This is a genomic window from Kribbella sp. VKM Ac-2566, assembly GCF_004366005.1.
Lineage (GTDB): Bacteria > Actinomycetota > Actinomycetes > Propionibacteriales > Kribbellaceae > Kribbella > Kribbella pratensis.
Genome location: NZ_SODT01000008.1, coordinates 893312 through 917612, shown reverse-complemented (window position 1 = coordinate 917612; position 24301 = coordinate 893312). Strand labels below are relative to the sequence as shown.

The window sequence follows — 24301 nt, the reverse complement described above, 5'->3', positions numbered from 1 at the left end:
ACTTCGGCGCTATGCCGACACGGATGAGCGGGCAGCAGCGGCGGGAGCAGGTTCTCGGGATCGCCGAGGAGGAGTTCGCCGCCGCGGGGCTGTACGGCGCTTCGACCGAGACGATCGCGCGGCGGGCCGGGATCACGCAGGCGTACGTGTTCCGGTTGTTCGGGACGAAGAAGCTGTTGTTCCTGGAGTGCGTGGATGCCGCGTTCGAGCGGATGCGGCTGGCGATGGTCGCGGCCGCGGGTGGGGCGAGCGGTGTCGAGGCGCTGGCGGCGATGGGGCAGGAGTACAACGACATGCTCGCCGACCGCACGACGCTGCTGCTCCAGTTGCAGGGCACAGCCGCCGCGGCAGCGGGTGACGGTGAGGTGCGGGACGCCGTACGGGCGAGCTTCGCGCGGTTGTGGCAATCCGTCGCCGACACCGCGCAACTGGACCCGGTCACGGTGAAGGCGTTCCTTGCCTTCGGCATGCTTCTCAACACGAACGCGGCCCTGGATCTCCCGCAGGTGGACGAACCGTGGTCCCACCAGGCCAGAACCCGCATCAAACCGGGCCTGTTCACCCACATCACCACCGACACCAACCGATGAAGACGAAACAGGTTGTGCGGTCTCCGGCGACGCTCGTGTCGTTCCTGATCTTCGTCGGATTGGTCGGCGCGGTGATCGGGAGTCTCGGCGCTCCGCTGATCACGGCCGTGGCCGAGGTGTACGGCGTTTCGCTTGCCGCCTCGCAGTGGACGTTGACGATCGCGTTGCTGGCGGGAGCTGTGGCGACACCGGTGCTCGGGCGGCTCGGGTCCGGCCCGCGGCGGCGCACCGTCGTACTGACGATGCTCGCGGTGGAGGTCGTCGGCAGCCTGCTGACCGTGATCCCGTTGCCGTTCGCGTTTCTGCTGGTCGGCCGGGCGCTGCAGGGCTCCGGGATCGGACTGATCGTGCTGATGATGGCCGTCGCGCGGGACCACCTGGACGAGCAGCGGGCCGCGCGGACGATCGCGTTGCTGTCCGTCGCGTCGACCGCGGGGATCGGGATCGGCTATCCGTTGTCCGGGCTGCTCACCGACATCGCCGGCGTTCGCGCGGCGTACGGACTCGGCCTCGCAATCACGGTAGCCGCCTTCGCCGCGGCCGTTTTCGCGCTACCCCAGGCCCCGGACCGGCCGTCGTCCCGTCTCGACGTCCGCGGCGCGATCCTGCTCGCGATCGCCCTGCCGGGGTTACTGCTCGTCATCGGCGACACGGTCCTGTGGCGGCACCACACAGGCCTGGCCGTCGCGATCCTCGTCGCCACGATCCTGCTCCTGATCGGCTGGACCTTCCTCGAGGTCCGCACCGAGAGTCCGCTGGTCGACATCAAGCTCCTGAGGCACCCCGCGGTGGCAGCCGCCAATCTCGTGATGCTCACCGGTGGCGTCGGCATGTACCTGCTCTTCAGCCTGATCACCCGTTACGTGCAGACCCCCGCGGCGGCCGGATACGGCTTCGGCCTGAACTCCTTCCGGGCCGGCCTCGTCCTGGTCCCGTTCTCGCTCCTCGGCTTCGTCGCCGGCCGGCTCATCCCTGCTTGGCGGGACCGGCTGGGTGCCAGATTGTTGCTAACAGCAAGTACGTCGGTGGTCCTCGTCGCATTCGTACTCTTCGCCGTCGCCCGATCACACCTGACCGAACCGATTCTCGCGATCGGCGTCCTCGGCTTCGGCGTCGGCGCGTTCTCGGCCGCGATGCCGGCCGTCATCCTCGCGGTCACGCCGCCCGCCGAGACGGCGAGCGCGATGAGCGTGAACGCGGTCGTCCGGAGCGTCGGCTTCTCCACCGGCAGCGCCCTCGGCGGCCTCATTCTGGCCACTCACACGACGGTCGTCTTCCCCCGCGAGTCCGGGTACGGCGCGGCCGCCTGGATCGGGGCCGCCGCCACCGCGGCCACCTTGCTGATCATCGCCGTACTCCCGCTTAAACCGGTGGATCCTTAGCGGTCGCCGGGAGAGGATGCCGGTATGCGGTTGCTGACGGTCAATGTGGTGGAGAAGCTGATCCCGGGTCCGAAGGAGACGGGATTCACTGCGATCGACAAGCGCCCGCAGTCCGGCCGGGTCCGGGTCGGTGAGCTCGGTCTGGCCGGCGACCGCGTCTGCGACACCAAGAACCACGGCGGTCCGGATCTCGCGCTCTACGCGTACGCCGAAGAGGACGCCAACTGGTGGGCCGCCGAACTCGGCCGTGACATCCCGACCGGTCTGTTCGGCGAGAACCTGCGGACCGAGGGGATCGACATCAGCGGCGCGCTGCTCGGTGAGGTGTGGCGGATCGGCGACGAGGTCGAGGTGATGGTCCGCGCGCCGCGCATCCCGTGCATCACGTTCCAGCACCGCATGCAGGAACCGCACTGGGTCAAACGGTTCCACCAGGCGGGCTGCCCCGGCGCGTACCTGAAGGTGCTCCGCGAAGGCACGATCGGCGCCGGCGACCCGATCGAGATCCTCAGCCGTCCGGACCACGAGGTCACCATCGCGGAGATGTTCGGCCCACAGGATCCCGCGAAGTTCCGCCGCATGCTCGACTCCGGCGTAGACCTGATGGAAGAACTCCGCGACACCGCCCACCGCGTCCTGTCCCGCGAGTGAGCCCCACCGCCCCGCCGATCCCCATTTGAGTGGTTGACCCACCAAACGCGGGGTTCTACACCCGTGTCATGGGTCGATAACCCCCAATTTGGTGGGTCAGCCAGGGAAATGCGGCGAGGTGGGGCGGGTGAGAGTGGACTGCTTGTTGCGACTTGGTCGCAGATAGCTCAGGATGGAGCGGTGCGGAAACTGCTCCCGCCACCGGGACCGCTGCGCCCGCTGGCTCTGGCGACACTGCTCAGTCGGGTCGGCAACGGCCTGCTGATGACCATCAGTGTCCTGTACTTCAATCGCATCATCGGGCTGTCCATCGCCGAGGTAGGCCTCGGCCTCACCGTCGCCGGCCTGTTCGGTCTGCTCGCCGGCATCCCCTTCGGCCACCTTGCCGACCGGCGCGGCCCGCGGACGCTGTTCGTCATCCTCAGCCTGCTGCTGTCCGTGCTGGCGTTGCTCTACCTGGTGATCGGCACCTTCTGGCAGTTCCTCGTCGTCGCGTCGGTCATCGCGATCCTGGACCGCGGCTCCAACGCCGTCCGGTTCGCCCTGATCGCAGGTGTCACCCAGGGATCCGCGGCCCGGGTCAGCGCCCGCGCGTACCTGCGGTCGATGACCAACATCGGCGTCACCGCCGGAGCCGGCCTCGGCGCCGTCGCGTTGTCCTTCGGTACGGCGACGTCGTACCGGCTGATGTTCTGCGTGTACGTCGTCCTGGGCGTCATCTCCGCCTTCGTCGTCCTCGCGGTGCCGCGGGTGGCGCCGCGGCCGAAGCCGGCCGACGGCCCGGTGTGGATCGCGTTGCGGGACCGTGGGTATCTCGCGGTGTCCGGTCTCAACGCCGCCATCTCGATCCATTACTCGGTCATCGACGTCGCAATCCCGCTCTGGGTGGTCGACCACACCGACGCGCCGCACTGGGCCGCAGCGTTGCCGCTGATCGTCAATGCCGCCGGCGTCGCCGTCCTGCAGGTCCGGGCATCACGCGGCATCGTCGACACGGTCAGCGCGGCCCGGGCGACCAGGACCGCGGGGCTGTTGTTGCTGGCGTCAATGGTCCTGTTCGCGACGGCCTCCGTGGGGGATGCGGCGATAGCAATCGCAGTACTGGCCGTCGCCGCACTGGTGCAGACCGCGGGTGAGTTGCTGCAGTCGTCCGGCTCGTTCTTGCTGGGTTTCGATCTGGCCACCGAGCAGGCGCAGGGCCAGTATCAAGGCGTCTGGAACACCAGTACGTCGGTCAGTTCGATGCTGGCCCCGACGGTCATGGCACTGCTGCCACTCGGCCTCGGCGTACCGGGCTGGATCGTCCTGGGTGCGTGGTTCGCCCTGACGGGAGCGCTGTTCGTCCCGGTCGTACGGTGGGCCGCCGCGCGTCAGTTGGTGGGTTCGCGGTAGCCGAGGGCTGCGGAGATCTTGCGGGCAGCTTCGATGGCGGCGGGTGCCATCAGTGCGACCTGGGCGATCGACTGCTCCAGCGAGAGTGTCGAGATGCTGACCGCGGCGATTGCGGCGCCTGTGTGGTCGTGGATGACCGCGGCGACGCAGCGGATGCCCGGCTCGTTCTCCTCGTCGTCGAGCGCGTAGCCGCGGGACCTGGTCTGCGCGAGATCGGCCTTCAGTGCGGCCGCCGACGTGTGGGTCAGGGGAGTGCGGGCGGGCAGACCGGTACGGGTGATGTGGACGTCGAGCGCCTCGTCGTCCTTCTCCGCGAGCAGCGCCTTGCCGATGCCGGTGCAGTGCAGCCAGATCGCCTTGCCGACCCGTGACGGCATCCGGTACGGCTTCGGGCCGTCGAGTCGCGCGACGTAGATCGCCTCGTCGCCGTTCAGCAGTCCGACATGGACCGTGCACCGCGTCTGCGCGACGAGATCCGCGAGTACCGGGCGGGCGACGGTGGCGAGGTCGACGTTCGTCAGCGCGTGACCGGCCAGCCGGAGCGCCTTCGGGCCGGGGTGGTACGAGCCGTCGTCGGCCTGCGCGACGAACTCGTGCTCGACGAGCGACGCCATGATCCGGTGCACGGTCGACTTGGCCAGGCCGGTCGCGTTCACCACGTCGGTGAACCGCGAGTGCTCCAGTACGGCGTCCAGCACCATCAACGTCTTGTCGATGGCCGAGGGCGAACTCATGTCGGACATCCTGCCACTCCTCACCTCGCCAGCCAGCCACCGTCGACGGCGAGCACGTGCCCGTTGACATAGTCCGCCGCCGCAGACGCGAGGAACACCGCCGCGCCGACGATGTCCTCGGGCTGTCCCCATCGGCCGGCCGGGATGCGCTGCCGGATCGAGGCCTCCCGCTCCGGGTCCGCGCGCAGCTCCGTGGTGTTGTCGGTGCTGATGTAGCCGGGCGCTATCGCGTTCACCTGAACCCCGGCCGGTCCCCACTCGTTGGCCAGCGCCCGGGTCAGCCCTGCCACAGCATGCTTGCTCGCGGTATAGGCCGGGACGGTGATCCCGCCCTGGAAGCTCAGCAACGATGCGATCGTGACGATCTTCCCGGTACGGCGTTCCGCCATCGCGGCCCCGATCGGCCGCGTCACCGCCCAGGTGGAGTTGAGGTTGACGTCGATCACGTGCTGCCAGTCCGCGGTCGTGGTTTCGGCCGCCGGCGCTCGCCGGATCGCGCCGGCGTTGTTGACCAGGATGTCGACCTTCCTGTTGTCGACAATCTCCGTTGCTACCTCTTCGACCGCGGCCGGGTCGGCGAAGTCCGCGATCACCACCGTCGCGTCACCACCACCGTTCTGCTTGATCGCCTCGAGGGTGTCCTCGAGAGCCGCGTCCCGAGCCATCAGGATCAGCTCGGCACCGGCAGCGGCGTACCCGGCAGCGATCGCCGCGCCGATCCCACGCCGCGCTCCGGTGACCAGCGCCGTACGTCCTTCGAGGCTGAAGGACGTCACCGCAGATCCCGTACGTCGACACCGTCCATGTCGCCGAACGCCTGGTTCTCGCCGGCCATCGCCCAGACGAAGCTGTACGACGACGTGCCGCAGCCGGAGTGGATCGACCAGCTGGGGGAGATGATCGCCTGACGGTCCGCGACCAGCAGGTGCCGGGTCTCCTCGGGCTCGCCGAGTAGATGCACGATCCGCTCCGACTCCGGGAGCCCGAAGTACAGATAGCACTCGGTACGACGGTCATGGGTGTGCGCGGGCATCGTGTTCCAGGTGCTGCCCGCGTGCAGCGTCGTCACGCCGAGGACGACCTGGCAGCTCTGTACGCCGTCCGCGTGGATGAACTGGTCGATCGTCCGGCGGTTCGCGGTCTGCTGATCGCCGAGTTCGAGGCGATTGCCCTCGCCGGGGTTGACCTGCGCGGTCGGGAAGCTGGTGTGGGCCGGCGCGGAGAAGACGTAGAACGCCGACTCGGGTCCCTCGAAAACCAGGTCGCGGACGCCGCGTCCGACGTACAGGCAGGCGCCGGTGGTCAGCTCGTACTTCGTTCCATCGGCGGTGACTGTGCCGGGTTCGCCGACGTTGACGATGCCGGCCTCGCGGCGCTCGAGGAAGAACTCGCTGCGCAGTTCGGGGTAGGTGCCGAGCGTCAGCGGCCCTTCCGTCGGACGGGCGCCGGCGAGCACGATCCGGTCGTGGTGGGTGAGCACCGCGGTGACGGCGCCGGGGACGAAGAGATCGTCCACCAGGTAGTGGCGGCGCAGCGCGGCCGTGTCGAGGCCGGGCAGCTGCTCGGGATGGGTGGCGTGCCTGATCTGCAGAGTCACGGAACAAGGTTCTACTCAGTAGAACCAGGTGTCAATCACGATCGAGCCTTGGAACTCAGCCCGGAAATGTTCCAGGTTCCGTCTCTTGACACGCGGTTCTGGTGAATGGAACCTTCCAGTCACTCGCCCAACGCCCCTGGGAGGATCCCGATGACCGCTCTGGACTGGTCGGTCCTGGTCGGCTATTTCGTGTTGATGGTGCTGATCGGAATCTGGTCGCGCACCAAGATCAAGACGGTCGTGGACTACTTCACGACCGGAGGCCGGATTCCCTGGTGGTTGTCCGGCATCTCGCACCACATGTCCGGCTACAGCGCCGTCATGTTCGTCGCGTTCGCGGCGGTCGCCTACTCGTACGGCATCACCGTCTACGTCTGGTGGGCGATGACGATCGGCGTCGGAGTCGGCATCGGCGCGTTCCTGTTCGCGGCCCGGTGGAACCGGCTGCGCGCCAAACACGGCGTCGTGTCCCCGCTGGAGTACCTCGCGCGCCGCTACAACCTGCCGACGCAGCAGGCGCTCGCGTACTCCGGTGCCGCGTTGAAGGTCGTCGACATCGCGTCGAAGTGGGTCGCGATCGCCGTACTCCTGAACGGTTTCACCGGGGTGCCGATCCGGTGGGGCATCCTGCTCACCGGCGTCGTGACGATGCTGTACGCCACGCTCGGCGGGCTGTGGGCCGACGTACTGACCGACTTCGGGCAGTTCGTGATCCAGTTCGGGGCCGGCGTCGCGATGTTCATCGGGGTGCTCGCGCACCTGGACGGCGTACCGACGCTGTGGCAGATGTGGGACCAGTTGCCGGCCGGGCACGGTGACGCGCTGAACGGGCCGTACACGCCGATCTTCCTGATCGCGTTCCTGTTCATCAAGACCTTCGAGTACAACGGCGGCATGTGGAACCTGGCGCAGCGGTACATGGCCGCGCCGTCCGGGTCGGCCGCGAAGAAGTCCGCCCTGCTCTCGTCGGCCCTGTGGCTGGTCTGGCCGTTGATCCTGTTCATCCCGATGTGCGCGGCGCCGCTGCTGGTCCATCCGGGGAAGCCCGAGCAGTCGTACGTCGCCCTCGCGCAACTGCTCCTGCCGACCGGGCTGATCGGGCTGGTGCTGGCCGGGTTCTTCTCGCACACGATGGCGATGGTGGCGTCCGACGCGAACGCGATCTCGTCGGTGATCACGCGGGACCTGGCGCCGGTGCTGGTGCCCCGGGTCCGCCAGTTGACCGACGGCGCGGCGCTGAAGATGGCGCGGATCGTCACGTTCACGTTCGTCACGGTGAGCATGCTGATCGCGATCGCGACGAACGGCGAAGGCGTCGTACTGAAGATCGTCGTCGACCTGGTCGCCGCGACGATGGGACCGATCGCGATCCCGCTGATGCTCGGGCTGCTGCCGTGGTTCCGGCGCAGCGGGCCGCGGGCGGCGCTGGCCTCGTGGGCGATCGGGCTGATCACCTGGGCGATCGTCAAGTACGGCGTGGGTTCCACCGACACGACGTTGGTGGTGGCGTTGCCGCTGGCAACTTCCTTGGTGGTGTACGTCGGCCTCGGCCTGCTCGCGCCGGAGAACCGCGCGGACGTCGACGAGCTGGTCGACTCGCTGAACACCGACCCCAGCGTCCCCAGCCGCCGGGCGGCGGCCCTGTCCTGAAAGCGCTGTCCCGAATCTGAAACACTGTCCCACATCACGGAACCGTCCACTCCAGGAGAAGCCCTATGCCGAACATCACCGTCGAACTCCTCTCCGGCCGCACCCTCGACCAGCGTCGCGAGTTCGTCGCCGCCGTCACCGACTCCGCGATCGCCATCCTCGGCGCCAAGCGCGAGTCCGTCCGCATCGTCTTCACCGAGATCGAGAAGACCGACGTAGCCAACGGCGGCACCCTCGCCGCCGACCTCTGAGCTCCGGACCGCCGGCACTCATCAACCGGGGGATTCGCGGCAGATCAGAGCCCGGCTGAGCGTGAACCCGGCTGCTCCGCGCCGGTTGATGAGTGCCTGGGGTCCGCCTCCTGAAACAGGCAGGCACCGGGCGCGCGGACCTACTACTGTCTGTCGCATGCGAGTTGGTGTGTTCGGTGCTACGGGTCAGGTCGGCGGCGTGATGCGGGAGTTGCTCGTCGAGCGCGACTTCCCGGTGGACGAGGTGCGGTTCTTCGCCTCGGCGCGGTCGGCGGGGAAGAAGCTGGCGTTCGGGGATCGGGAGGTTGTCGTCGAGGACTCGGCGACGGCGGACTTCTCCGGGCTCGAGCTCGCCCTGTTCTCCAACGGGAAGACGGCGTCGAAGGAGCTCGCGCCGAAGGTCGCGGCGGCCGGTGCCGTCGTCGTCGACAACTCGTCCGGCTGGCGGATGGACCCGGACGTGCCGCTGGTGGTGTCCGAGGTGAACCCCGAGGACCTCGGCACGATCCCGAAGGGCATCGTCGCCAACCCGAACTGCACAACCATGGCCGCGATGCCGGTGCTCGCCCCGCTGCACCGCGAAGCCGGCCTGACCCGCCTCGTCGTCTCGACCTACCAGGCCGTCTCCGGTTCCGGCGGCGTCGGCGTGAGCGAACTCGAGGACCAGGCTCGTGAACTCGCCGAGACCGGCGGCCGGCTCGCCCGCGGCACCGACGGCATCACCCTCCCAGAGCCCAAGGTGTACGCCGGGCCGATCGCCTTCAACGTGCTCCCGCTGGCCGGCTCGATCGTTGCCGACGGCACCGGTGAGACCGACGAGGAGCAGAAGCTGCGCAACGAGAGCCGGAAGATCCTGCACCTCCCGGACCTCCCGGTCGCCGGCACCTGCGTCCGGGTCCCGGTCTTCACCGGCCACTCGCTCAGCATCCACGCCGAGTTCGCCGAGCCGATCACCCCGGAGCGCGCCACCGAGATCCTGGGCGCCGCGCCGGGGGTCGCCGTCACGGACCTCCCGACGCCGCTGCTCGCGGCCGGCCAGGACCCGTCGTACGTCGGCCGCATCCGGCAGGACCAGTCCGTCCCGGGCAACCGCGGGCTGATCCTGTTCGTCTCGAACGACAACCTCCGCAAGGGCGCCGCCCTGAACGCGGTCCAGATCGCGGAGCTTCTCGCCGCGCGCTGACCCGGGGCGGGCCCTAGGATTGAACGCTCTGGCGAGGGAGGTGGCCGGGCTGGAGTTCAGGGTGCTGGGGGCGGTTGAGGTCAGGACCTCCGACGGCGACGTCGTACCGTTGCCATCGCGCCGGGTCACGGTGTTGCTGGCTGCGCTCGTACTGCGGGTCAACCGGACGATGCCGGTCGACGAACTCGTCGATCTGCTGTGGAACGAGGACGAGCTACCGAGCAACCCACGCTCCGCGTTACAGATCTACGTCTCCCGCCTGCGCACCACGATCGGGGACACCGACCGCACCACCATCGCGACCGCCCCCGGCGGCTACTCGTTGCGTGCCGAGCCGGCGAACGTCGATGTCGAGGTGTTCCGCGAACTGGTGCGCGAAGCCACCGGCATCGCGGATCCGGCCGCCCGGATCGACACGCTGGGCAGGGCCCTCGCGCTCTGGCGTGGCCGACCGCTGGCCGGTCTCGACATCGGCACCGTGAGCCGGGAGCTCGTCCCGCGACTGGACGAGGAACACCTCCAGGCCCAGGAGCTGTACTTCGACGCGTGCCTGGCGGCCGGCGAATCGACCGCCCTCGTCCCCGAACTCACCGAACTCGCCGAGCGGCATCCGGCCAGGGAACGCGTCTGGGCGCAGCTCATCAGCGCGCACCGGGCATCCGGCCGCACGGCACTCGCACTGTCGACGTACGCCGACGTGGCCGATCGGCTCCGGGAGCTGCTGGGCGCCGACCCCGGCCCGGAACTGCAACGGCTGCACGCCGAACTCCTCGCCCCGACAGAGCTCGGCGTCGTACCGCGACAGCTCCCCGCCGGCGTCCCTGCCTTCACCGGCCGAACCGACGACCTCGAGCGTCTGGACCAGCTCCTCCCGACCGCAGGCCTCGGACTGGTCATCGGCCCGGCCGGCGTCGGCAAGACCTCGCTCGCCGTCCACTGGGCCCGTCAGGTCGCGGACCGGTTCCCCGACGGCATCCTGTACGCCGACCTGCTCGGCTTCTCGCCCGTCACGGAACCGGCGGACCCACTCGCGGTCCTGTCGCGCTTCCTGGTCGCGCTGGGTACGGCGCCTGATCGGCTGCCGGCGAACGCCGAGGAACAGATCGCGCTGTACCGCAGCCTGCTGGCCGATCGGGCGGTCCTGGTCGTCCTCGACAACGCGCGATCCGCCGATCAGGTCCGTCCGCTCGCGACAACCGGATCCCGGTGCCGCACCGTCGTCACCAGCCGCAACGAGCTCGCCGGCCTGGTCGCGACCGAGCAGGCGGAACCGATCCGGCTGGATGTGTTCGACGCACTCGAGTCGAAGCAGTTGCTGGCGGCAAGAATCGGTGCGGAGCGGTTCCGGTCGGATCCGGCGAGCGTCGACGCGCTGGCCGAGCGTTGTGCCGGTCTGCCGCTGGCGCTGTCGTTGATCGCCGCGCAGATCGCGCTGCGGCCGCACCGGTCGCTGGCGTCGTTCGTGAGCACGCTGGGCGAGGGGCCGCTCGACGCGCTGTCGACCGCGGACGGTGTCGGCGTACGGACGATCTTCTCCTGGTCGTACCGGCAGTTGCGGCCCGAACTGGCGCGGATGTTCCGGCTGGTCGCCCAGCATCCCGGCACGGAGATCACACCCGGAGCGGCGGCTGCGCTGGCGGGCGTACCGGTCCGGGAGGCGCGGCGGACGGTCGGGGAGCTGGTCGCGAACCATCAGCTGATCGAGATCGAGCCGGATCGCTGGGTGCTGCACGATCTGCTGCGTGCCTACGGGCAGGAATTGTGCGAGCCGGGCGAAGCGGACGCGGCGTTGGAGCGCCTGCTCGGCTACCTCGTCCACACCGGGTTCGCGGCCGCGGTTCTGCTGGCGCCGAGCAGGGTCCGCGTCGCGCTGCCGGAGCTTCCCGCAGACGCCGAGGTGGTCGCGCCGGCGACCCGCGACGAGGCGTTCGCCTGGTTCGATGCGGAGCAGCCGAACAATCTCGCCGTACTGCGGGCCGCAGCCGGGCGTGCCGACGAACTGCTCTGGCTCTGTGTGTGGACGATCGCGGACTATCTCGATTTCCGCGGCCGGTCCGGGTATGCGCAGGCGCAGCAGCTGGCGCTCGAGGCGGCGGTGCGGCTGGGCGACCTGCGCAAGCAGGCGCACACGCGGCGCGACCTGGCCCGCGGGCACATGGCGATGCGCGAGTGGGACGAGGCGATCCGGCAGCACGAGCTCGCGCTCGGTATCGCGGAGGAGCTCGACGACCAGGCCGGGATCGCGCACGGTTCACTCGGGCTGGGGCGGGTGTACACGCGGATCGGGGATCATCGGCGAGCCATCGAGCACACCCAGCGGGCGTTGCGGATCTACGAGCGCACGGGTCACGTCGATGCCCGGGCGAACGCCCTCAACAACCTCGGCTGGTACCACTCCGAGCTCGGCGAGTACGAGGCCGGACTGGACTACGCCCAGCAGTCACTGAAGTTGTACGCCGAGGTGGACTCGGAATTCGGTCGCGCCGTGGCCAGCGACACCAGCGGCTATGCGCTCGCCGGCCTCGGACGGATCGACGAGGCGATCGCGCTGTACACGGTCGCGGTCGAGACACTGCGCGGGCTCGGCCGCCGGCTCGACACCGCGGACTGCCTGATGGCAATGGCCCGCGTCCAGGACCGGGCCGGCCGCGGCGACGGCGCACGAGCCAGTTACGCCGCGGCCCTGGAGATCCTGGACGATCTCGAGCACCCCGATGCGGAGACAGTCCGCAAGTGTCTCGCTCAGCAGCGGTAGAAGTCCTTCGTATAAACGCCGTTCACCGCGGTCAGGGTGTGGTCGTAGCAGCCGTGCCCGATCGCGCGGAAGCGTACGGTCTGGGTCCCGGTCGCGTGCCGTTGGTCCCGCGGTACGCCGTAGATCCAGGACGCGCGGCCGTCGTACGTCTCGGTGCTGGTCCTCGCCGGGGTGCGGATCGTGTCGTGGATCTTCAGGTCCGTGACGACGTCGTACCCGCCAGGGATCGTTGCGTTGGGCAAGAAGGTGAGTACGCCGTTCTTGCCGTAGTCGAGGTCGGTGCGCTCGACGCGGCCGTTGCTGATCGTCGTCGCGGTGTCACGCCAGTTCGCGTCCAGCGCGTCGCGGGACTCGCCGGCGTCCCAGGTGTGCTTCGAGACGTTGCTCAGCGTGCGCTGGACGCTCGTCCGGATCCGGCCCGCCGAGGTGTCGACGTACCCGCTGATCGTCAGGTTGCGGGACGCGTTCGTGGTGACGGAGCCGGCCGCGTTCGGTGCGCCGCTCACGTCGTCGGTCTTCGCCAGCGGGCTGACGGCGTACGACGTGAGGCCGCCGGTCGTCTGTGCTCGGTGCGCGTCGGTCCACACGTGCAGGTTCGGGACCGTGAACCACCCCGACTGGCCGGCCGGTACGCCGTCGACGTGCACGCGGAACTCGTGCGGCTTGCCGTCGGTGAGCAGTCCGGCGAACGGCGTGAGGTCGTAGGTCAGGGGCTTGATGTCGAAGGCGCGCGGTGCGGGAGACGGGCGCCAGGAGTACGGGTTCGACCAGCCGCCCGTGTAGATGTACGGGTACGGCAGTGCGATCCCGGCGAGTTTGCCGTCGATGCTGACGTCGACCTCGCGGTACGGCGATCCGTCCGGGCAGGAGTACCCGGTCTCGGCCGGCGCGGACGTGTCCCAGAACTCCTCGCAGCCGCCGCCTGATCCGGTGACATAGACCTCGCCGAGGAGGCGGGTGGTGTTGCGCGGCAGAGTCGCCGTACCGATCAGGTCGGAGTCCTGACGCGTCTGGTTCTGCAGCGGGAGTACGTCGTTGGCGGTCCGGGCAGCCGGGGTGTGGCGGTCGGTCGTGTAGAAGTCGAGGGTCACGGTGATGTCGAGGACCCCGGTGTACGTGTCGTTGACGACGTTGCCGAGCTCCATCACGACCGGTTGCGACGTCCGCAGGAGCGGGCTGTACGACGTGACGTCCTTCTCGACGTCCCACGCGATCCCGTCCGCGCTCGGCTCCGGGGTCGACGTACGGAAGACGCCGACGCCGCCGATCGCGATGTGGCCGAGGCGGTCGTACTGGACGCCCTTCACCTCGCCGTGCATCCGCAGCACGACCTTCGACCACGGGCCTTGGCAGCCGGCCGGGGGAGTGTAGGTCGCCTGGTACGGGTCGAAGTTGCGGAACTGGTTCCGGACGATCTGCACCTCGCAGTGCCTGGTGTCCGGTACGGCGACCTTCGGCGCGGGGGTCCGCGGGTCGTCGTAGTCCGACCCGAACTCCGCCGGCGGGGTCACCGCGTGGGCCGGCGCGCCGAGAGCGAGGAGTAGAACGGATAGTGAGACGAGAGCCACCGACCGTATGCGCATGTTGCGGAAACGTAATGGAGAAGGTGTACGTGGGCAAGCGAGTGCCATGGTCAGGCACGGTGCCCAGCGATTACCCTCCAGTCACTTGACCCCCTACGGAGGCCAGTTATGACGCCTGTCGCCGATTCCGGCCAGCTCGCGCTTCTCAGCAACCGCAAGGACACCATGGCCCAGATGTTCCTGGACCGCGTGGAGGCGACGCCTGACCGGGAGGCGTTCCGCTCCCCGCGCGGGGAGCAATGGAAGTCGGTGAGCTGGCGGGAGACCGAAGCGCTGGCCCGCCGGCGCGCCGCGGGCCTGATCGCGCTGGGGGTGGAGCCGGAGCAGCGGGTCGCCGTCGCGTCGAGCACCCGGATCGAGTGGATCGAGTGCTACCTGGCCGCCGTACTGGCCGCCGCCGCGACCACCACGATCTACCCGTCGACGATCTCGTCGGACGTGGCGTTCATCGTGGCCGATGCCGACGTCCAGGTGGTGTTCGCCGAGGACGCGGGCCAGGTGGACAAGCTTCGCGAGCACCGGAGCGAGACGCCGTCGCTGCGCAAGGTCGTGCTGCTGGACGGCACGCCTCTCGAGAGTGACGGTGACTGGGTGATCGGACTCGGGCAGCTCGACATTCTCGGTGACGAGTACCTGGCCGAGCATCCGTCGATTGTCGACGATCGGATTGCAGGCATCAAGCCGGATGACCTCTGCACGTTGATCTACACGTCCGGTACGACGGGACGTCCGAAGGGCGTGCGGCTGCCGCACTCGGTGTGGACGTACGAGGGCGCCGCGGTCGAGGGGATGCGGGTGCTCTCACCGGACGACCTGCAGTTCCTCTGGCTGCCGTTGTCGCATGTGTTCGGCCAGGTGCTGCTCGCCGTACAGTTCCAGCTCGGATTCGCGACCGCGGTCGACGGACGGATCGACAAGATTGTCGACAATGCGGCGGTAGTACAGCCGACCTTCATGGCCGCGGCGCCGCGGATCTTCGAGAAGGCGCACGCGCGGATCGTGACGATGATCCAGTCCGAGGGCGGGGCGAAGGCCAAGCTGTTCGACTGGGCGTTCGGGGTCGGGGCTCGGGTGTCTGCTCTGCGACAGGCCGGCAAGGAGCCGGGCGGGTTGCTGGGCGCGCAGTACGCGGCGGCGGATCGCCTGGTGCTGTCGAAGATCCGGGCCCGGTTCGGCGGGCGGATCCGGTTCTTCGTGTCCGGGTCGGCCGCGCTCGACAAGTCCCTGGCGGAGTGGTTCCACGCGGCCGGGCTGCTGATCCTCGAGGGGTACGGGCTGTCGGAGACCTCGGCGGGATCGACGCTGAACCGGCCGACGCAGTACCGGCTCGGAAGTGTCGGACCGGCGTTCCCCGGGACGCAGTTCAAGATCGCCGAGGACGGGGAGATCCTGATCAAGGGCGACGGCGTGATGAGCGGGTACCACAACCAGCCCGAGCAGACCGCCGAGGTGATCGACGCCGACGGCTGGTTCCACACCGGTGACATCGGGCACTTCGAGGACGAGTACCTGTTCATCACGGACCGGAAGAAGGACCTGTTCAAGACCTCCGGCGGCAAGTACGTCGCGCCGCAGGTGATCGAGGGCCGCTTCAAGACGATCTGCCCGTACGCGAGCCAGTTCATCGTGCACGGCAACCTGCGCAACTTCGTGTCCGCGCTGGTCACGCTCGACCCCGACGCGATCGAGGGCTGGGCCGCCGCGAACGGTCTCGGCGGGAAGTCGTACGCCGAGATCGTCACGTCGGACGCCGCGCAGGCGATGGTCCAGGGGTACGTCGACGAACTCAACGCCGGCCTCAACCGGTGGGAGACCATCAAGAAGTTCACCATCCTCGACCGCGACCTCACCGTCGAGTCGGGCGAGATGACCCCGAGCCTCAAACTCAAACGCAAACACGTCGAAACCCAGTACGCCGACGTACTCGACAAGATGTACGAGTAGCGGTCAGCGGGAGTTCGCGCGGACGTCCGCGAACGTCAGTTGGTCCAGCCGGATCGTCACGATCGCGACGCGCAACGATGGGGTGAGGATGCTCCAGAGCGCGTCGCTGATCGTGGACCAGGCATCCGGAACGGCGACCGTCGCGGGTCGGCCGTGGGTGATGATGTCGGACGCGGTGCCGTTGTAGGTCGTGGTGGTGAGGGCTGTGCCCGGTGCGATGCGGGCCGCGTACAGCGACGGGTGCTCGGTGAGTTGGGGCGCACCGTCGTACGCGCGGGCGGAGCCGATCACGACATCCTTCAGTTCCGTGCCGTCGATCGTGGCGCTCGCTGTGATGCGCGGGGTGCGGATCGGCGGGTCGGGTTCGTAGGTGAGCTGTCGCAGGGCGAGCTGCAGATCGGGTTGCTGCTCGCGGGCGGCTGTCAGGTCACCGACCTGGGTGCCGTTGCCGACGATCACCCAGTCGTCTCCGCGAGTCGCCGCGGTGTAGTGGCGCAGGTCGTCGACCGGGCCGCCCGAAGTGTCGCGGACGACGACCTCGCGGTCGTGGACCACGAGTTCGCGGGACTGGGAGGCGGGGGATCGGCCGGTCAGCCAGTACGTGAAGAACGGCACGCCGTCCACGTCCCGCCCGACCGCGAGCCCGCGCCCCGGATACTCGACCGATTCCATGAGGCTCATCAAGCCCGCCCCAGCGACCCGCACTCCATCGCTCAGCATGGCGGCGAGCATACGCGCGGCTGGTTCCCCTGGCGGACTGAGTTGGCGAGCATGCACCCGCCGCGAGCTCAGGCCGGACGCCAGCTGCCGTGGTGAAGCTGAGACTGGGTGGCCCGCTGGTTAGCAATCGCGAGTACGTCGCGAACGCTGCGTACCGCACCGTCACCTGCCGCCCCTCCCGGCGAAGACATGTACACCCGCACCAACCCCCGAGCCGCCAACAACGCCGTGGTGTCGCCGCCTCCCGATAAGCGTGCTACCTGCCCGATACTCAACCCGCTTACCCGACCCCAACCAGCCCCATCAACTCCCCGGCACCCCCGAGAAGACTCCCTCAGAGAGCCGCAACCACATCCCCATCACCTGCGCTCAAACATCCGTCACCGGTCACCAACCCTTGACATGCGGGATGCCGTCGCACGTTGTCACGGTGCGTCGCGATTGCTCAACATGTCAGCGGTGACGTTGTCGAAGAACTCTGCCGTAGACATTCCCGAGCGATCGCTGTCGACGATGCCGGCGCAGAAGGCGAGGACGGTATTTGCGAACAGCGAGGCTTCGGCCCAACGGAATTGGCGCATGGAGTTTGGCTCGATGCGGCTACGCATGACGAATCCGTCCAGAATCGCCTGCAGCGCGAGGCCGACGCTCTGCAGAGACCACCCCGGCCGGAACTGAAGGTCAAAACTACGCAACAATTCGGCGTAACCTTCGTGCCACGCTGATCGGGTCGAGTTGATACTGCCGAGAATCGCGGAATGCAGGTCGGGGTGCTGGTCTAGCAACGGTCCGATGTGCATCAGCAGGAATGACCGTGGCCGCGAGAGCAAGTTGTCCAGGAGCGTGTCAGACAGCTTGGACACTGCTTGTGATGCCGAAGCGGGAGTGCTCGTCAAGGTCATCAGATCGCCCGCGAATCGAGCCGGATCGGACTGCGGATCGTCGTGGTACAGCAATGTGTAGACAACGGCGTCGCGGACGAACTGATCCTTGGTTCCCCAGCGGTTGTGAAAGGCCTTTCGGCTGATTCCGGGAGCGCCGGATTCACTCGCGAGCCGGATGACATCGTCGACCCGGAGCCATTGCAGCGCCGCCGGGAAATCGATGGCTCGGAGTCTGGCCGGACGATCTGTACGATTCTGGACAAACATCGCGTCGATTAGTTGGGCGGCCGCGTCGAGAAAGCGTGCGGCGGACAAATCGTGGCGGTTGGGCGCCGGGCGCGGGCTCACAATCTCTCCTCATTGAGATCGATCACGTCGTAGAGGGACACGGTTGGCACCGTACGGCCATTGACGCGATCTCCTCCTTCTGCGAGGCTCCCACAATCAGGCGGATGGCGACAGAGGGTAGTCGTCCGATCTGAATCCGATCGTTGGCCATCCGGGGGGAGAGGCGACGTCGGGACGGCCGGGTGATCCCGGCACGGGGAAACAGAGTGGGGGCACTCGATGACACGTGATGCACTTGGCCATGCCCGGACGATGTCCGACCGGCACGTGCGCAAGCCTGAACCGTCCTTGCCGTACAGGTGGCCGCGGCGTTGGCTCGACGCCTGGGCAGGCAAACGGGACGGACGGATCGATCTGGCAATGCCGGCGGCGGACGCGGCCGACCCGGCCACCGAATCGGGCAGCGGTTCCGCCTGGCTCTCGAACAACCTGCACACCTTCGCGAATCGCGATCGCCGCGAGTACCTCGTGGCAGAGGCAAGCGTCGCGGAACGACGAGCCTGCCTGGAGCAGGCGGTTGTCAACATTCGAGAGTCGCTGGATGCCGTACGCCGAGCTGGCGATCGCTTGCGCGCGCTGCCGGATCCGACTGAGGAGGAACTCTGTCGTCGCGGTCCGGCGGAAGGCCCAGACTCCGACGATGTCGTCGCCGCACGGAGACGCCTCGAGCACATGCGCAAGCGGGTGAAGCTGGTGGCCGAGGTCTCCAGCTGGACAGACCGCCTGGCTGGCTACCGCCGGGCCTTCGCCGAGTTGGATGCCGAGGTGCGTACGGCCTTCGACAACGCGGCCGCCCGAAGCGGTTGGATCCGCGAGTTGCACGAACGCCGGGCCTCCGTGTACAGGCGTGGATATCTCCGCGCACTGCGAAGGAGATTCCCGGACAGCCCGGTCACCTCCGCGCACCCGATCATGGCCTACCGAACGATCCAGGCACCGGCGTGGACCGCGGCCTGCACTTGGTCGGTCGAGTCGCCGACCGGTGAGGTCGGAGCCCCGTTGGTCTCGGCGAGGGAGGAGCGGTGATGAGGATCTTCGGACGCAACGGGAAGCCGGCCGAGATCATTGACCTGGACCGCCAACGGGCCATGCGGTCTCACCAGGTCACCAGGATCGACCGACCCGACGGCATCGCTCCGTTGGATCTCCCGCAGGTGACCATCCAGCCCGTCCAGGCCGACGCGCGCCTCGTCGTCACCCAGGCCGTCGGCGAACTCGCCGAACGCGGCTGCCTGGACGCCGGAACGCCATACGTCCTGGACGCGTGGATCGACGCCCAGCTCCGGCAATGGAAGACACAACTGCCGCCGCAAGTGGAGAGCCGACGGCGCATCGCCGCCCGGCTCTATGCGGCGGACATCGAGAACTGCGTCAGATCCCAGCAGGAGCTGAGGCAAGTACGGCGTGAAGCCACGCAGAAGTCAGCCGAGGAGGCCTACTGGCGTGATCAGCTGACGCGAGGTGACAGCGACCGGCGGTCCTTCCCCACACCCGATGATGCCGGGGTGCGGGCGGAGCCGGTCGAGTCCGTCCCCCGTGGCGAACTCGCAACATTGCTGGGCGATCCGGACGAAGCGAGGCCCGACACCGGGCTGCGCGTCGTACCCGAGGAAGCGGATGATCGGCAGCCGGGCGCGGCCGCCGACGAGGCCGACACGTCGGGGCGCCCGGCCGGGCCCGTCGGAGAAGGATGGGTCGACGCTCAGGCCGCGCACGAGACTCGGACCAACTATGTCTGGCGACTGTCCGTCCGGGCGGTCATTATTGGCATCGTCGCTGCCGGCGATCTCGCTGTCATCAAGTCCACGCTGGATCTGGCGCTGAACCTGCGGGAGTTTTACTCCTGGCTGGTGGCGATCGGGCTCACGTTGGGTGCGATCACGCTGGCCATGGCCGCAGGGCGTCTGTACCGTCGATCCACCGCGACGGGCCGATCCAGCACTGCCGTACAGATCGTGGTGGCTAGTGCTTGGGCGATTCTGGGGATCGCGCTGTTCGTCATGCGATGGAGGTCTGGCACGTTCCAGGTGACGACGGTGACTTTCGGCGGCGCCGCACCACCGCAAGCGGATCAGGAGAAACAAGAGCATCTCCTGGCCCTGCTGCTCGCCGGTGTCTATCTCGCCACTGGCGTGATCGCGTGGCTGGACGGTCATCACCTGACGAACGACGCGGCGGCAGGACTGCGTGCTGCCCGGAGCCAGGCAGCCAACGTCGCCAAGCGACAGGCTGCTCTGGAGGGTCTGGTCGCCAGGCTGACGGAGCACACCGAGATCCACCGGCACGAGCTCGTTCAGGTCGACGCCGGCGCGGAGCAGGCCGTTGCCGAGTTGGAGGCCCTGGCCCTGGAATTGAAGGCGTTCGCGCGGTACCAGATCGCCGTCCATCTGGGCGATCCGGCAGCGACTGGGGTCGTTCGGATGGATCCTGTGCCGTCCGACGCTGACGGAGCTCCACCAAGCACGGTGGGCGCTGTCGGTGGGAGTCAGTCCGGACCAAGTCTTGGCCGGGAGCGCGGGGTCGCCGACCGATGACTATCTGGCCGCGGCGCCGGTCCGCAGGGTCCGGCGCGCGTCCGGTGTGCGCCCATTGTGATCGTGGGCTGGAGGGATGCCCGCGCGGCGACTCCTGCCCAGGATCGCATTGGCTGAGTCCGGGAACCTGCCGGCGCTGCGCCTGGAGTCTAGTGTGCCCGGCTCACGCGGAGCGATGGACGAAATTCTGAGCAGGACCAACTACACGGAACTCCGGGGAGTATTCGATGGTGTCTTCTTCTCGCAACCTCAAGGTACGGACCGGCGGCTGGTTGTTCGCGGGGTTGCTTCTCTTGTCGGCCGTCGGTTGTTCTTCGGGGCCGCACCGACCGCGCTGCAACAGTGCGCCCGGTCTGATGCTGGTGGTGGGGGTACATCGCAACATGGCGGCGTCGGACGTCTCGGAGACGATCGGCTGCGTGATCCGCGCGACGATCAATGCCGGCCAGCCGGTCGGTGTGGTCGCTGTGGATGGCACTCCGAGCGTCCTAACCGGAACTGCCTATCAGTTCGACGATGCGAACAACGATGCCAAACGCGAGCAGATGGTCGAGCAAGACTTGAACCAGGTGGTGACAGCGGTCCGGCAGGCGGCCGCGGACAGCCCGGGATCAGACCTCCTGACAGGGATTCGGCTGGCCGCGGCCAAAGCGCGAGCGCTGAACGCGCCGACCGCCGAGATCGTCGTGATCGACTCAGGTCTACCGGACACCGGGCCGCTGAACCTCACTGTGCCAGGGATGTTGTCAGCTGACCCGGCGGATGTGACGAAGCTGCTGACGGCGGAGATCAGGGCACTGGGCGTTCGGGGGATGAAGGTAACGCTGGACGGGTTCGGCTACACCAGCCGTCCGCAGGAGCCGCTGACCGGTGCTCAGACCGCAAGCGTGGTTGCTCTGTGGACCGCCGTACTGCAGGCTGCGGGTGCGAAGGTCGAACATGATCCGGATCCCCGCGCCGGGCCGGGGCCCCAGACGCAGTACGCGACGAAACCCGTCGCGCTGCCGAAGCCGGTCTCGCCGAACTTCTGCAGCCCGCAGACGATCGTGTACGACGACGCGTCGCCGATCGGATTCCTGCCCAGCTCGAACGACTTCAGAGACCGGCCCGCGGCCAAGGAGTTGCTGCGGGGACTGGCGACCTGGCTGACCGCCGTGCCGGGTCGGAAGGCATCGATCACCGGCACGACTTCGAGTGCCGGCACGGAGGCACAACGCGTAGCTCGAAGCCACGGCCGCGCGGACGCCGTCAAAGCACTGCTGGTGAACGAGCTCGGAGTGGAGGCGGGCCAGGTCACCACGGACGGCGTCGCTACTCACTTCACGGGCTACGTGCCTGATCGACGCCCGGACGGCTCGCTCGATCCGATACGCGCGGTGCGCAATAGAACCGTGCGGATCGTGACGGCACAGTCGCACAACACGTGTGAACCGGCGAAGGGATGACTATTCTGGCCGTGCTGCTTCCGCTTGCCGGAGTAATCGTCGTCTACCTGGTGATCGGACGCTCCTTCGGTTTCCGCTTCAGCCTCGGGCGGGCGATGCTCAAGCCGCGCTCGCTCAGCGGACAGCTGATGGCAGTTTGGCTGGCGTTGCTGGCGGCGACCTGGACCATCTGCGAGCTTGCCGTCGAGTGGCAGCCCCAGCCGGAAACTACCTGTCGGCATCCATCGTCGTGACGATCATGCTGGCCGCGTTGGTGGGTCTGGTCGTTGCCGAGCGCATCAGTTTGTTCCTGCTCGCCGTACTCGGCCTGGGCGCACAGTTGTTCGGCATCGGCCGGCAGTTCGGAGCATCGGCTGCTGTTGCCCTGCTCCTGGGCACATGCCTGATCACCTGGCTGTTCGGCCTCACCCGAGGACTCCTCTCCCGCGATTGACTCACAACCAACCACAACGAAAGGAAGACCGATGGCAGATCTGCCACCCCCGCAACCGACGTCAGGTGAGGTCCGTCAAGCCGACCAGGCTCGACTCGACAAGTATGTCCGCGAGCAGGAGCGGCTTCGCAAGAAGGCCGAGGAGGAGAGGCGCAAGGCCCTGATCGCCGAGTCACGACGCCGCGCGAGCGAGACCTCTCAGCAGAAGTAGAGTCTGTCGACGGCGTCGCTCGATGGCGACGCCGTCGGTGGCTTCTAATCGGCACCTGCGGCTGCGAGCGCGGCGGCGTGTTTGCCGGTGGTGAGGGATTGGCCTTGGTCAATCATTGTTCGGCGATGCGGTCCACGGCGTGGGAGAAGGCGTCGGAGTTTTCCGGGTCCCAGTCGGTCAGGCGGTGGAGCATCCAGATGCGGAAGGGGCCGACGAAGCGCTGGACATCTCCAGGCCGAGGGTGGTGAAGCGGTAGTGGCCAAGGGTCTCGGACAGGTAGCCGTCGGCAACCAACTGGGTGGCAAGGAGTTCGAGGACGCCGGGTGGCATCCGGAGGTCCCCGGTCATCTCGGCCAGCGTCGCGGAGCCCTCTCGCGCCGCCTCGGAAGATGCGCATGATCATCCAGGCCTGAGCGTGACTGAGCGGAATACCCGACTCGGCGAGTACTTCGGGTGCCGGGTTGCGCTTGTGATGCCGTACGACGAGAGCCGCGAGCTTCTGCAGTTCGTGCTCGGAGTCGAACGACGCCGGCGCCGCGAAGTTGTCGCCGACGTCCGAGGCCGCCATCCGCGCGGTGTCGCGGAGCGGGACCTCCTTCAGCAGCAGGGCGACCAAGAAACCCAGGCCGGCGACCGGAACCGCCCAGAGGAACACGACATGGAGCGAGTCGGCGTACGCCGCGGTGATGACGGACCGCGCCGCGTCGGGAAGGGACCGGACACCCTCGACCGTTGACGTCAGCCGGGGATCGACTTGGCCGCCTGCGCCGCGACGTCGAGCTTTCCGGCAACTGATGTGCGTAGATCGAGCCGAAGACCGCGACGCCGAACGAGCTGCCCATCGTCCGCAGGAAGCTCACGCCGGAGGTCGCGACGCCGAGGTCCGAGTAGTCGACCGTACTCTGCACAACCACCGTCGGGACCGGCATGCACAACCCGACACCGAGCCCGAGGACGATCATGAACCCGGCCGTCTCGACGTACGACGTGGTGTTGTCGAGAAGGGACAACAGGAAAAGCCCGACCCCGATCGGTACGGTGCCGATGATCGGGAACAGCCGGTACCGCCCGGTCTTGCTGATCACCTGCCCGACGCCGATCGATGCGACCAGCAGCCCCAGCACCAGCGGCAGCATCTGCAGACCGGACTCCGTCGCCGAAGCGCCGTGGACGAACTGCAGGGACGTCGGGAGGTACGTGACCCCGCCCAGCATCGCGAACCCGATGATGAAGCTCATGATCGAGCACACCGTGAACACGCCGGACCGGAACAACCGCAACGGCAGCAACGGTTCCGCCGCCCGCCGTTCCGCCAGGACGAAGAGCGCGAGCGCGACCACGGATCCGGCCGCCATCGCGATGATCACCGTCGACGTCCAGGCGTACTCGTTCCCGCCCCACGTCGTCACCAGTGTCAGTCCGGTCGCGGCGAGACCGATGAACAGGATGCCGAGGTAGTCGATCTTCGGACCGACCGCGGCCTTCACGGACGGAAGGGTGATCGAGGCAACGATCAGGACCAGGATGCCGAGCGGAATGTTGACGTAGAACGCCCCCCGCCAGCTCAGGTGGTCGACGAACAGCCCGCCGAGCAACGGACCCGCGACGGTGGAGACACCGAACACGGAACCCATCACGCCCTGGTACCGGCCGCGCTCGCTCAGCGGCACGACGTCCGCGATCACCGCCATCGCCGTCACCATCAGCCCGCCGGCCGAGCCCCTGGATCGCGCGGGAACCGACCAGCCACAGCATCGAGTCCGCCATCCCGCAGAGCGCGGAGCCGGCCAGGCACAGGACGACACTGAGCAGGAACATCGGCTTGCGCCCGTACAGGTCGCCGAACTTCCCGATCAGCGCGGTCATGATCGTCTCGGCGAGCAGGTACGACGTGACCACCCAGGACAGGTGGTTGGCGCCGCCGAGGTCGCTGACGATGGTCGGCAGCGCGGTCGCCACGATCGTCTGGTCGAGGGCCGCGAGCAACATGCCGAGCATGATCGCCACCACGACC

Annotated in this window: 22 protein-coding genes and 1 pseudogene; 15 read left to right on the top strand and 8 right to left on the bottom strand. The window is 68.1% G+C overall.

All coding sequences use genetic code 11. The annotated features are described in order from the left end of the window. Positions 1-11 precede the first annotated feature (11 nt). The 4 genes from EV647_RS07260 to EV647_RS07245 all read left to right on the top strand — a co-directional run bounded on the left by EV647_RS07260 (position 12) and on the right by EV647_RS07245 (position 4015). Positions 12-590 (top strand): TetR/AcrR family transcriptional regulator, encoded by a 579-nt coding sequence (locus tag EV647_RS07260; RefSeq protein WP_202870857.1) that lies wholly within the window; start codon positions 12-14, stop codon positions 588-590. After that, the gene (locus tag EV647_RS07255) at positions 587-1972 is read left to right on the top strand and encodes an MFS transporter (protein WP_134000240.1); all 1386 of its coding nucleotides are present in this window, start codon (positions 587-589) and stop codon (positions 1970-1972) included. Before EV647_RS07260 ends, EV647_RS07255 begins: the two co-directional genes overlap by 4 nt. Before the next feature lie 24 nt (positions 1973-1996). Next, complete coding sequence (locus tag EV647_RS07250; RefSeq protein ID WP_134000237.1) at positions 1997-2623, top strand: MOSC domain-containing protein; 627 nt, start codon at positions 1997-1999, stop codon at positions 2621-2623. A 180-nt stretch (positions 2624-2803) separates the two neighbouring features. After that, the gene (locus EV647_RS07245) at positions 2804-4015 is read left to right on the top strand and encodes an MFS transporter (protein ID WP_166680239.1); all 1212 of its coding nucleotides are present in this window, start codon (positions 2804-2806) and stop codon (positions 4013-4015) included. On the opposite strand, the gene EV647_RS07240 is transcribed toward EV647_RS07245, so the two are convergent. The 3 genes from EV647_RS07240 to kduI are packed head-to-tail and all read right to left on the bottom strand — an operon-like array spanning position 3994 to position 6346. Beyond that, complete coding sequence (locus tag EV647_RS07240) at positions 3994-4749, bottom strand: IclR family transcriptional regulator (RefSeq protein WP_134000231.1); 756 nt, start codon at positions 4747-4749, stop codon at positions 3994-3996. The two genes, EV647_RS07245 and EV647_RS07240, sit on opposite strands and share 22 nt — an antisense overlap. Positions 4750-4769: 20 nt before the next feature. Continuing rightward, positions 4770-5525: an SDR family oxidoreductase gene (locus EV647_RS07235; RefSeq protein WP_134000228.1), complete on the bottom strand. Its 756-nt coding sequence runs from the start codon at positions 5523-5525 to the stop codon at positions 4770-4772. Then, a complete protein-coding gene (gene kduI, locus EV647_RS07230; RefSeq protein WP_202876058.1) occupies positions 5522-6346 on the bottom strand; it encodes a 5-dehydro-4-deoxy-D-glucuronate isomerase in 825 nt (274 codons plus the stop codon). Before kduI ends, EV647_RS07235 begins: the two co-directional genes overlap by 4 nt. A gap of 150 nt (positions 6347-6496) precedes the next feature. Between kduI and EV647_RS07225 the strand changes: the two genes are divergently transcribed. The 4 genes from EV647_RS07225 to EV647_RS07210 all read left to right on the top strand — a co-directional run bounded on the left by EV647_RS07225 (position 6497) and on the right by EV647_RS07210 (position 12185). Next, positions 6497-7996: a sodium:solute symporter family protein gene (locus tag EV647_RS07225; protein ID WP_134000225.1), complete on the top strand. Its 1500-nt coding sequence runs from the start codon at positions 6497-6499 to the stop codon at positions 7994-7996. Between the two features lie 65 nt (positions 7997-8061). After that, positions 8062-8247 carry a tautomerase family protein gene (locus EV647_RS07220; RefSeq protein ID WP_134000222.1) on the top strand — a complete coding sequence of 62 codons (186 nt, stop codon included), beginning with the start codon at positions 8062-8064 and terminating at the stop codon, positions 8245-8247. 157 nt (positions 8248-8404) lie between these two features. Further along, positions 8405-9430 (top strand): aspartate-semialdehyde dehydrogenase, encoded by a 1026-nt coding sequence (locus tag EV647_RS07215; RefSeq protein WP_134000219.1) that lies wholly within the window; start codon positions 8405-8407, stop codon positions 9428-9430. Positions 9431-9491: 61 nt separating this feature from the next. Continuing rightward, complete coding sequence (locus EV647_RS07210) at positions 9492-12185, top strand: BTAD domain-containing putative transcriptional regulator (RefSeq protein WP_166680238.1); 2694 nt, start codon at positions 9492-9494, stop codon at positions 12183-12185. Here the strand turns inward: EV647_RS07210 and EV647_RS07205 are convergent. After that, positions 12173-13768 (bottom strand): peptide-N4-asparagine amidase, encoded by a 1596-nt coding sequence (locus EV647_RS07205; RefSeq protein ID WP_134000211.1) that lies wholly within the window; start codon positions 13766-13768, stop codon positions 12173-12175. The genes EV647_RS07210 and EV647_RS07205 overlap by 13 nt on opposite strands. Positions 13769-13876: 108 nt before the next feature. Here EV647_RS07205 and EV647_RS07200 point away from each other — a divergent pair, with 108 nt between their 5' ends. Next, a complete protein-coding gene (locus EV647_RS07200) occupies positions 13877-15712 on the top strand; it encodes a long-chain fatty acid--CoA ligase (protein ID WP_134000208.1) in 1836 nt (611 codons plus the stop codon). 3 nt (positions 15713-15715) lie between these two features. Here the strand turns inward: EV647_RS07200 and EV647_RS07195 are convergent, their stop codons facing one another. Together EV647_RS07195 and EV647_RS07190 are read right to left on the bottom strand one after the other, a co-directional pair. Then, entirely contained in the window at positions 15716-16432 is a 717-nt protein-coding gene (locus EV647_RS07195) for an IMP cyclohydrolase (RefSeq protein WP_166680237.1), read from the bottom strand. Positions 16433-16857: 425 nt separating this feature from the next. After that, positions 16858-17664, bottom strand: a complete 807-nt coding sequence (locus tag EV647_RS07190; RefSeq protein WP_134000202.1) for a hypothetical protein — start codon at positions 17662-17664, stop codon at positions 16858-16860. Positions 17665-17883: 219 nt separating this feature from the next. Between EV647_RS07190 and EV647_RS07185 the strand changes: the two genes are divergently transcribed. From EV647_RS07185 to EV647_RS07160, 6 genes are all read left to right on the top strand, one after another. Then, on the top strand, positions 17884-18690 hold the full coding sequence (locus EV647_RS07185) for a hypothetical protein (protein WP_134000199.1): 807 nt from the start codon (positions 17884-17886) through the stop codon (positions 18688-18690). Continuing rightward, positions 18690-20198, top strand: a complete 1509-nt coding sequence (locus EV647_RS07180; RefSeq protein ID WP_134000196.1) for a hypothetical protein — start codon at positions 18690-18692, stop codon at positions 20196-20198. Before EV647_RS07185 ends, EV647_RS07180 begins: the two co-directional genes overlap by 1 nt. A gap of 227 nt (positions 20199-20425) precedes the next feature. Continuing rightward, a complete protein-coding gene (locus EV647_RS07175; protein ID WP_134000193.1) occupies positions 20426-21643 on the top strand; it encodes an OmpA family protein in 1218 nt (405 codons plus the stop codon). Then, positions 21640-21876: a hypothetical protein gene (locus tag EV647_RS07170; RefSeq protein ID WP_134000190.1), complete on the top strand. Its 237-nt coding sequence runs from the start codon at positions 21640-21642 to the stop codon at positions 21874-21876. Before EV647_RS07175 ends, EV647_RS07170 begins: the two co-directional genes overlap by 4 nt. After that, entirely contained in the window at positions 21873-22076 is a 204-nt protein-coding gene (locus tag EV647_RS07165) for a hypothetical protein (RefSeq protein ID WP_134000187.1), read from the top strand. Before EV647_RS07170 ends, EV647_RS07165 begins: the two co-directional genes overlap by 4 nt. 31 nt (positions 22077-22107) lie before the next feature. Continuing rightward, positions 22108-22287, top strand: coding sequence for a hypothetical protein (locus EV647_RS07160; RefSeq protein WP_134000184.1), 180 nt, complete (start codon positions 22108-22110; stop codon positions 22285-22287). 177 nt (positions 22288-22464) lie between these two features. On the opposite strand, the gene EV647_RS42855 is transcribed toward EV647_RS07160, so the two are convergent. Continuing rightward, positions 22465-22635 carry a hypothetical protein gene (locus tag EV647_RS42855; RefSeq protein ID WP_238177068.1) on the bottom strand — a complete coding sequence of 57 codons (171 nt, stop codon included), beginning with the start codon at positions 22633-22635 and terminating at the stop codon, positions 22465-22467. Beyond that, positions 22632-24276: pseudogene (locus tag EV647_RS07155) on the bottom strand (MDR family MFS transporter). The gene EV647_RS42855 and the pseudogene EV647_RS07155 overlap by 4 nt, the downstream one beginning before the upstream one ends. Positions 24277-24301: the final 25 nt, after the last annotated feature.

Bases quoted from the DNA above. Each gene is read 5' to 3' on its own strand.
- EV647_RS07260 (WP_202870857.1), top strand. From the start codon at position 12: ATGCCGACACGGATGAGCGGGCAGCAGCGGCGGGAGCAGGTTCTCGGG.
- EV647_RS07255 (WP_134000240.1), top strand. From the start codon at position 587: ATGAAGACGAAACAGGTTGTGCGGTCTCCGGCGACGCTCGTGTCGTTC.
- EV647_RS07250 (WP_134000237.1), top strand. From the start codon at position 1,997: ATGCGGTTGCTGACGGTCAATGTGGTGGAGAAGCTGATCCCGGGTCCG.
- EV647_RS07240 (WP_134000231.1), bottom strand. From the start codon at position 4,749: ATGAGTTCGCCCTCGGCCATCGACAAGACGTTGATGGTGCTGGACGCC.
- EV647_RS07225 (WP_134000225.1), top strand. From the start codon at position 6,497: ATGACCGCTCTGGACTGGTCGGTCCTGGTCGGCTATTTCGTGTTGATG.
- EV647_RS07220 (WP_134000222.1), top strand. From the start codon at position 8,062: ATGCCGAACATCACCGTCGAACTCCTCTCCGGCCGCACCCTCGACCAG.
- EV647_RS07215 (WP_134000219.1), top strand. From the start codon at position 8,405: ATGCGAGTTGGTGTGTTCGGTGCTACGGGTCAGGTCGGCGGCGTGATG.
- EV647_RS07205 (WP_134000211.1), bottom strand. From the start codon at position 13,768: ATGCGCATACGGTCGGTGGCTCTCGTCTCACTATCCGTTCTACTCCTC.
- EV647_RS07200 (WP_134000208.1), top strand. From the start codon at position 13,877: ATGACGCCTGTCGCCGATTCCGGCCAGCTCGCGCTTCTCAGCAACCGC.
- EV647_RS07195 (WP_166680237.1), bottom strand. From the start codon at position 16,432: ATGCTGAGCGATGGAGTGCGGGTCGCTGGGGCGGGCTTGATGAGCCTC.
- EV647_RS07185 (WP_134000199.1), top strand. From the start codon at position 17,884: ATGACACGTGATGCACTTGGCCATGCCCGGACGATGTCCGACCGGCAC.
- EV647_RS07180 (WP_134000196.1), top strand. From the start codon at position 18,690: ATGAGGATCTTCGGACGCAACGGGAAGCCGGCCGAGATCATTGACCTG.
- EV647_RS07175 (WP_134000193.1), top strand. From the start codon at position 20,426: ATGGTGTCTTCTTCTCGCAACCTCAAGGTACGGACCGGCGGCTGGTTG.
- EV647_RS07170 (WP_134000190.1), top strand. From the start codon at position 21,640: ATGACTATTCTGGCCGTGCTGCTTCCGCTTGCCGGAGTAATCGTCGTC.
- EV647_RS07160 (WP_134000184.1), top strand. From the start codon at position 22,108: ATGGCAGATCTGCCACCCCCGCAACCGACGTCAGGTGAGGTCCGTCAA.
- EV647_RS42855 (WP_238177068.1), bottom strand. From the start codon at position 22,635: ATGACCGGGGACCTCCGGATGCCACCCGGCGTCCTCGAACTCCTTGCC.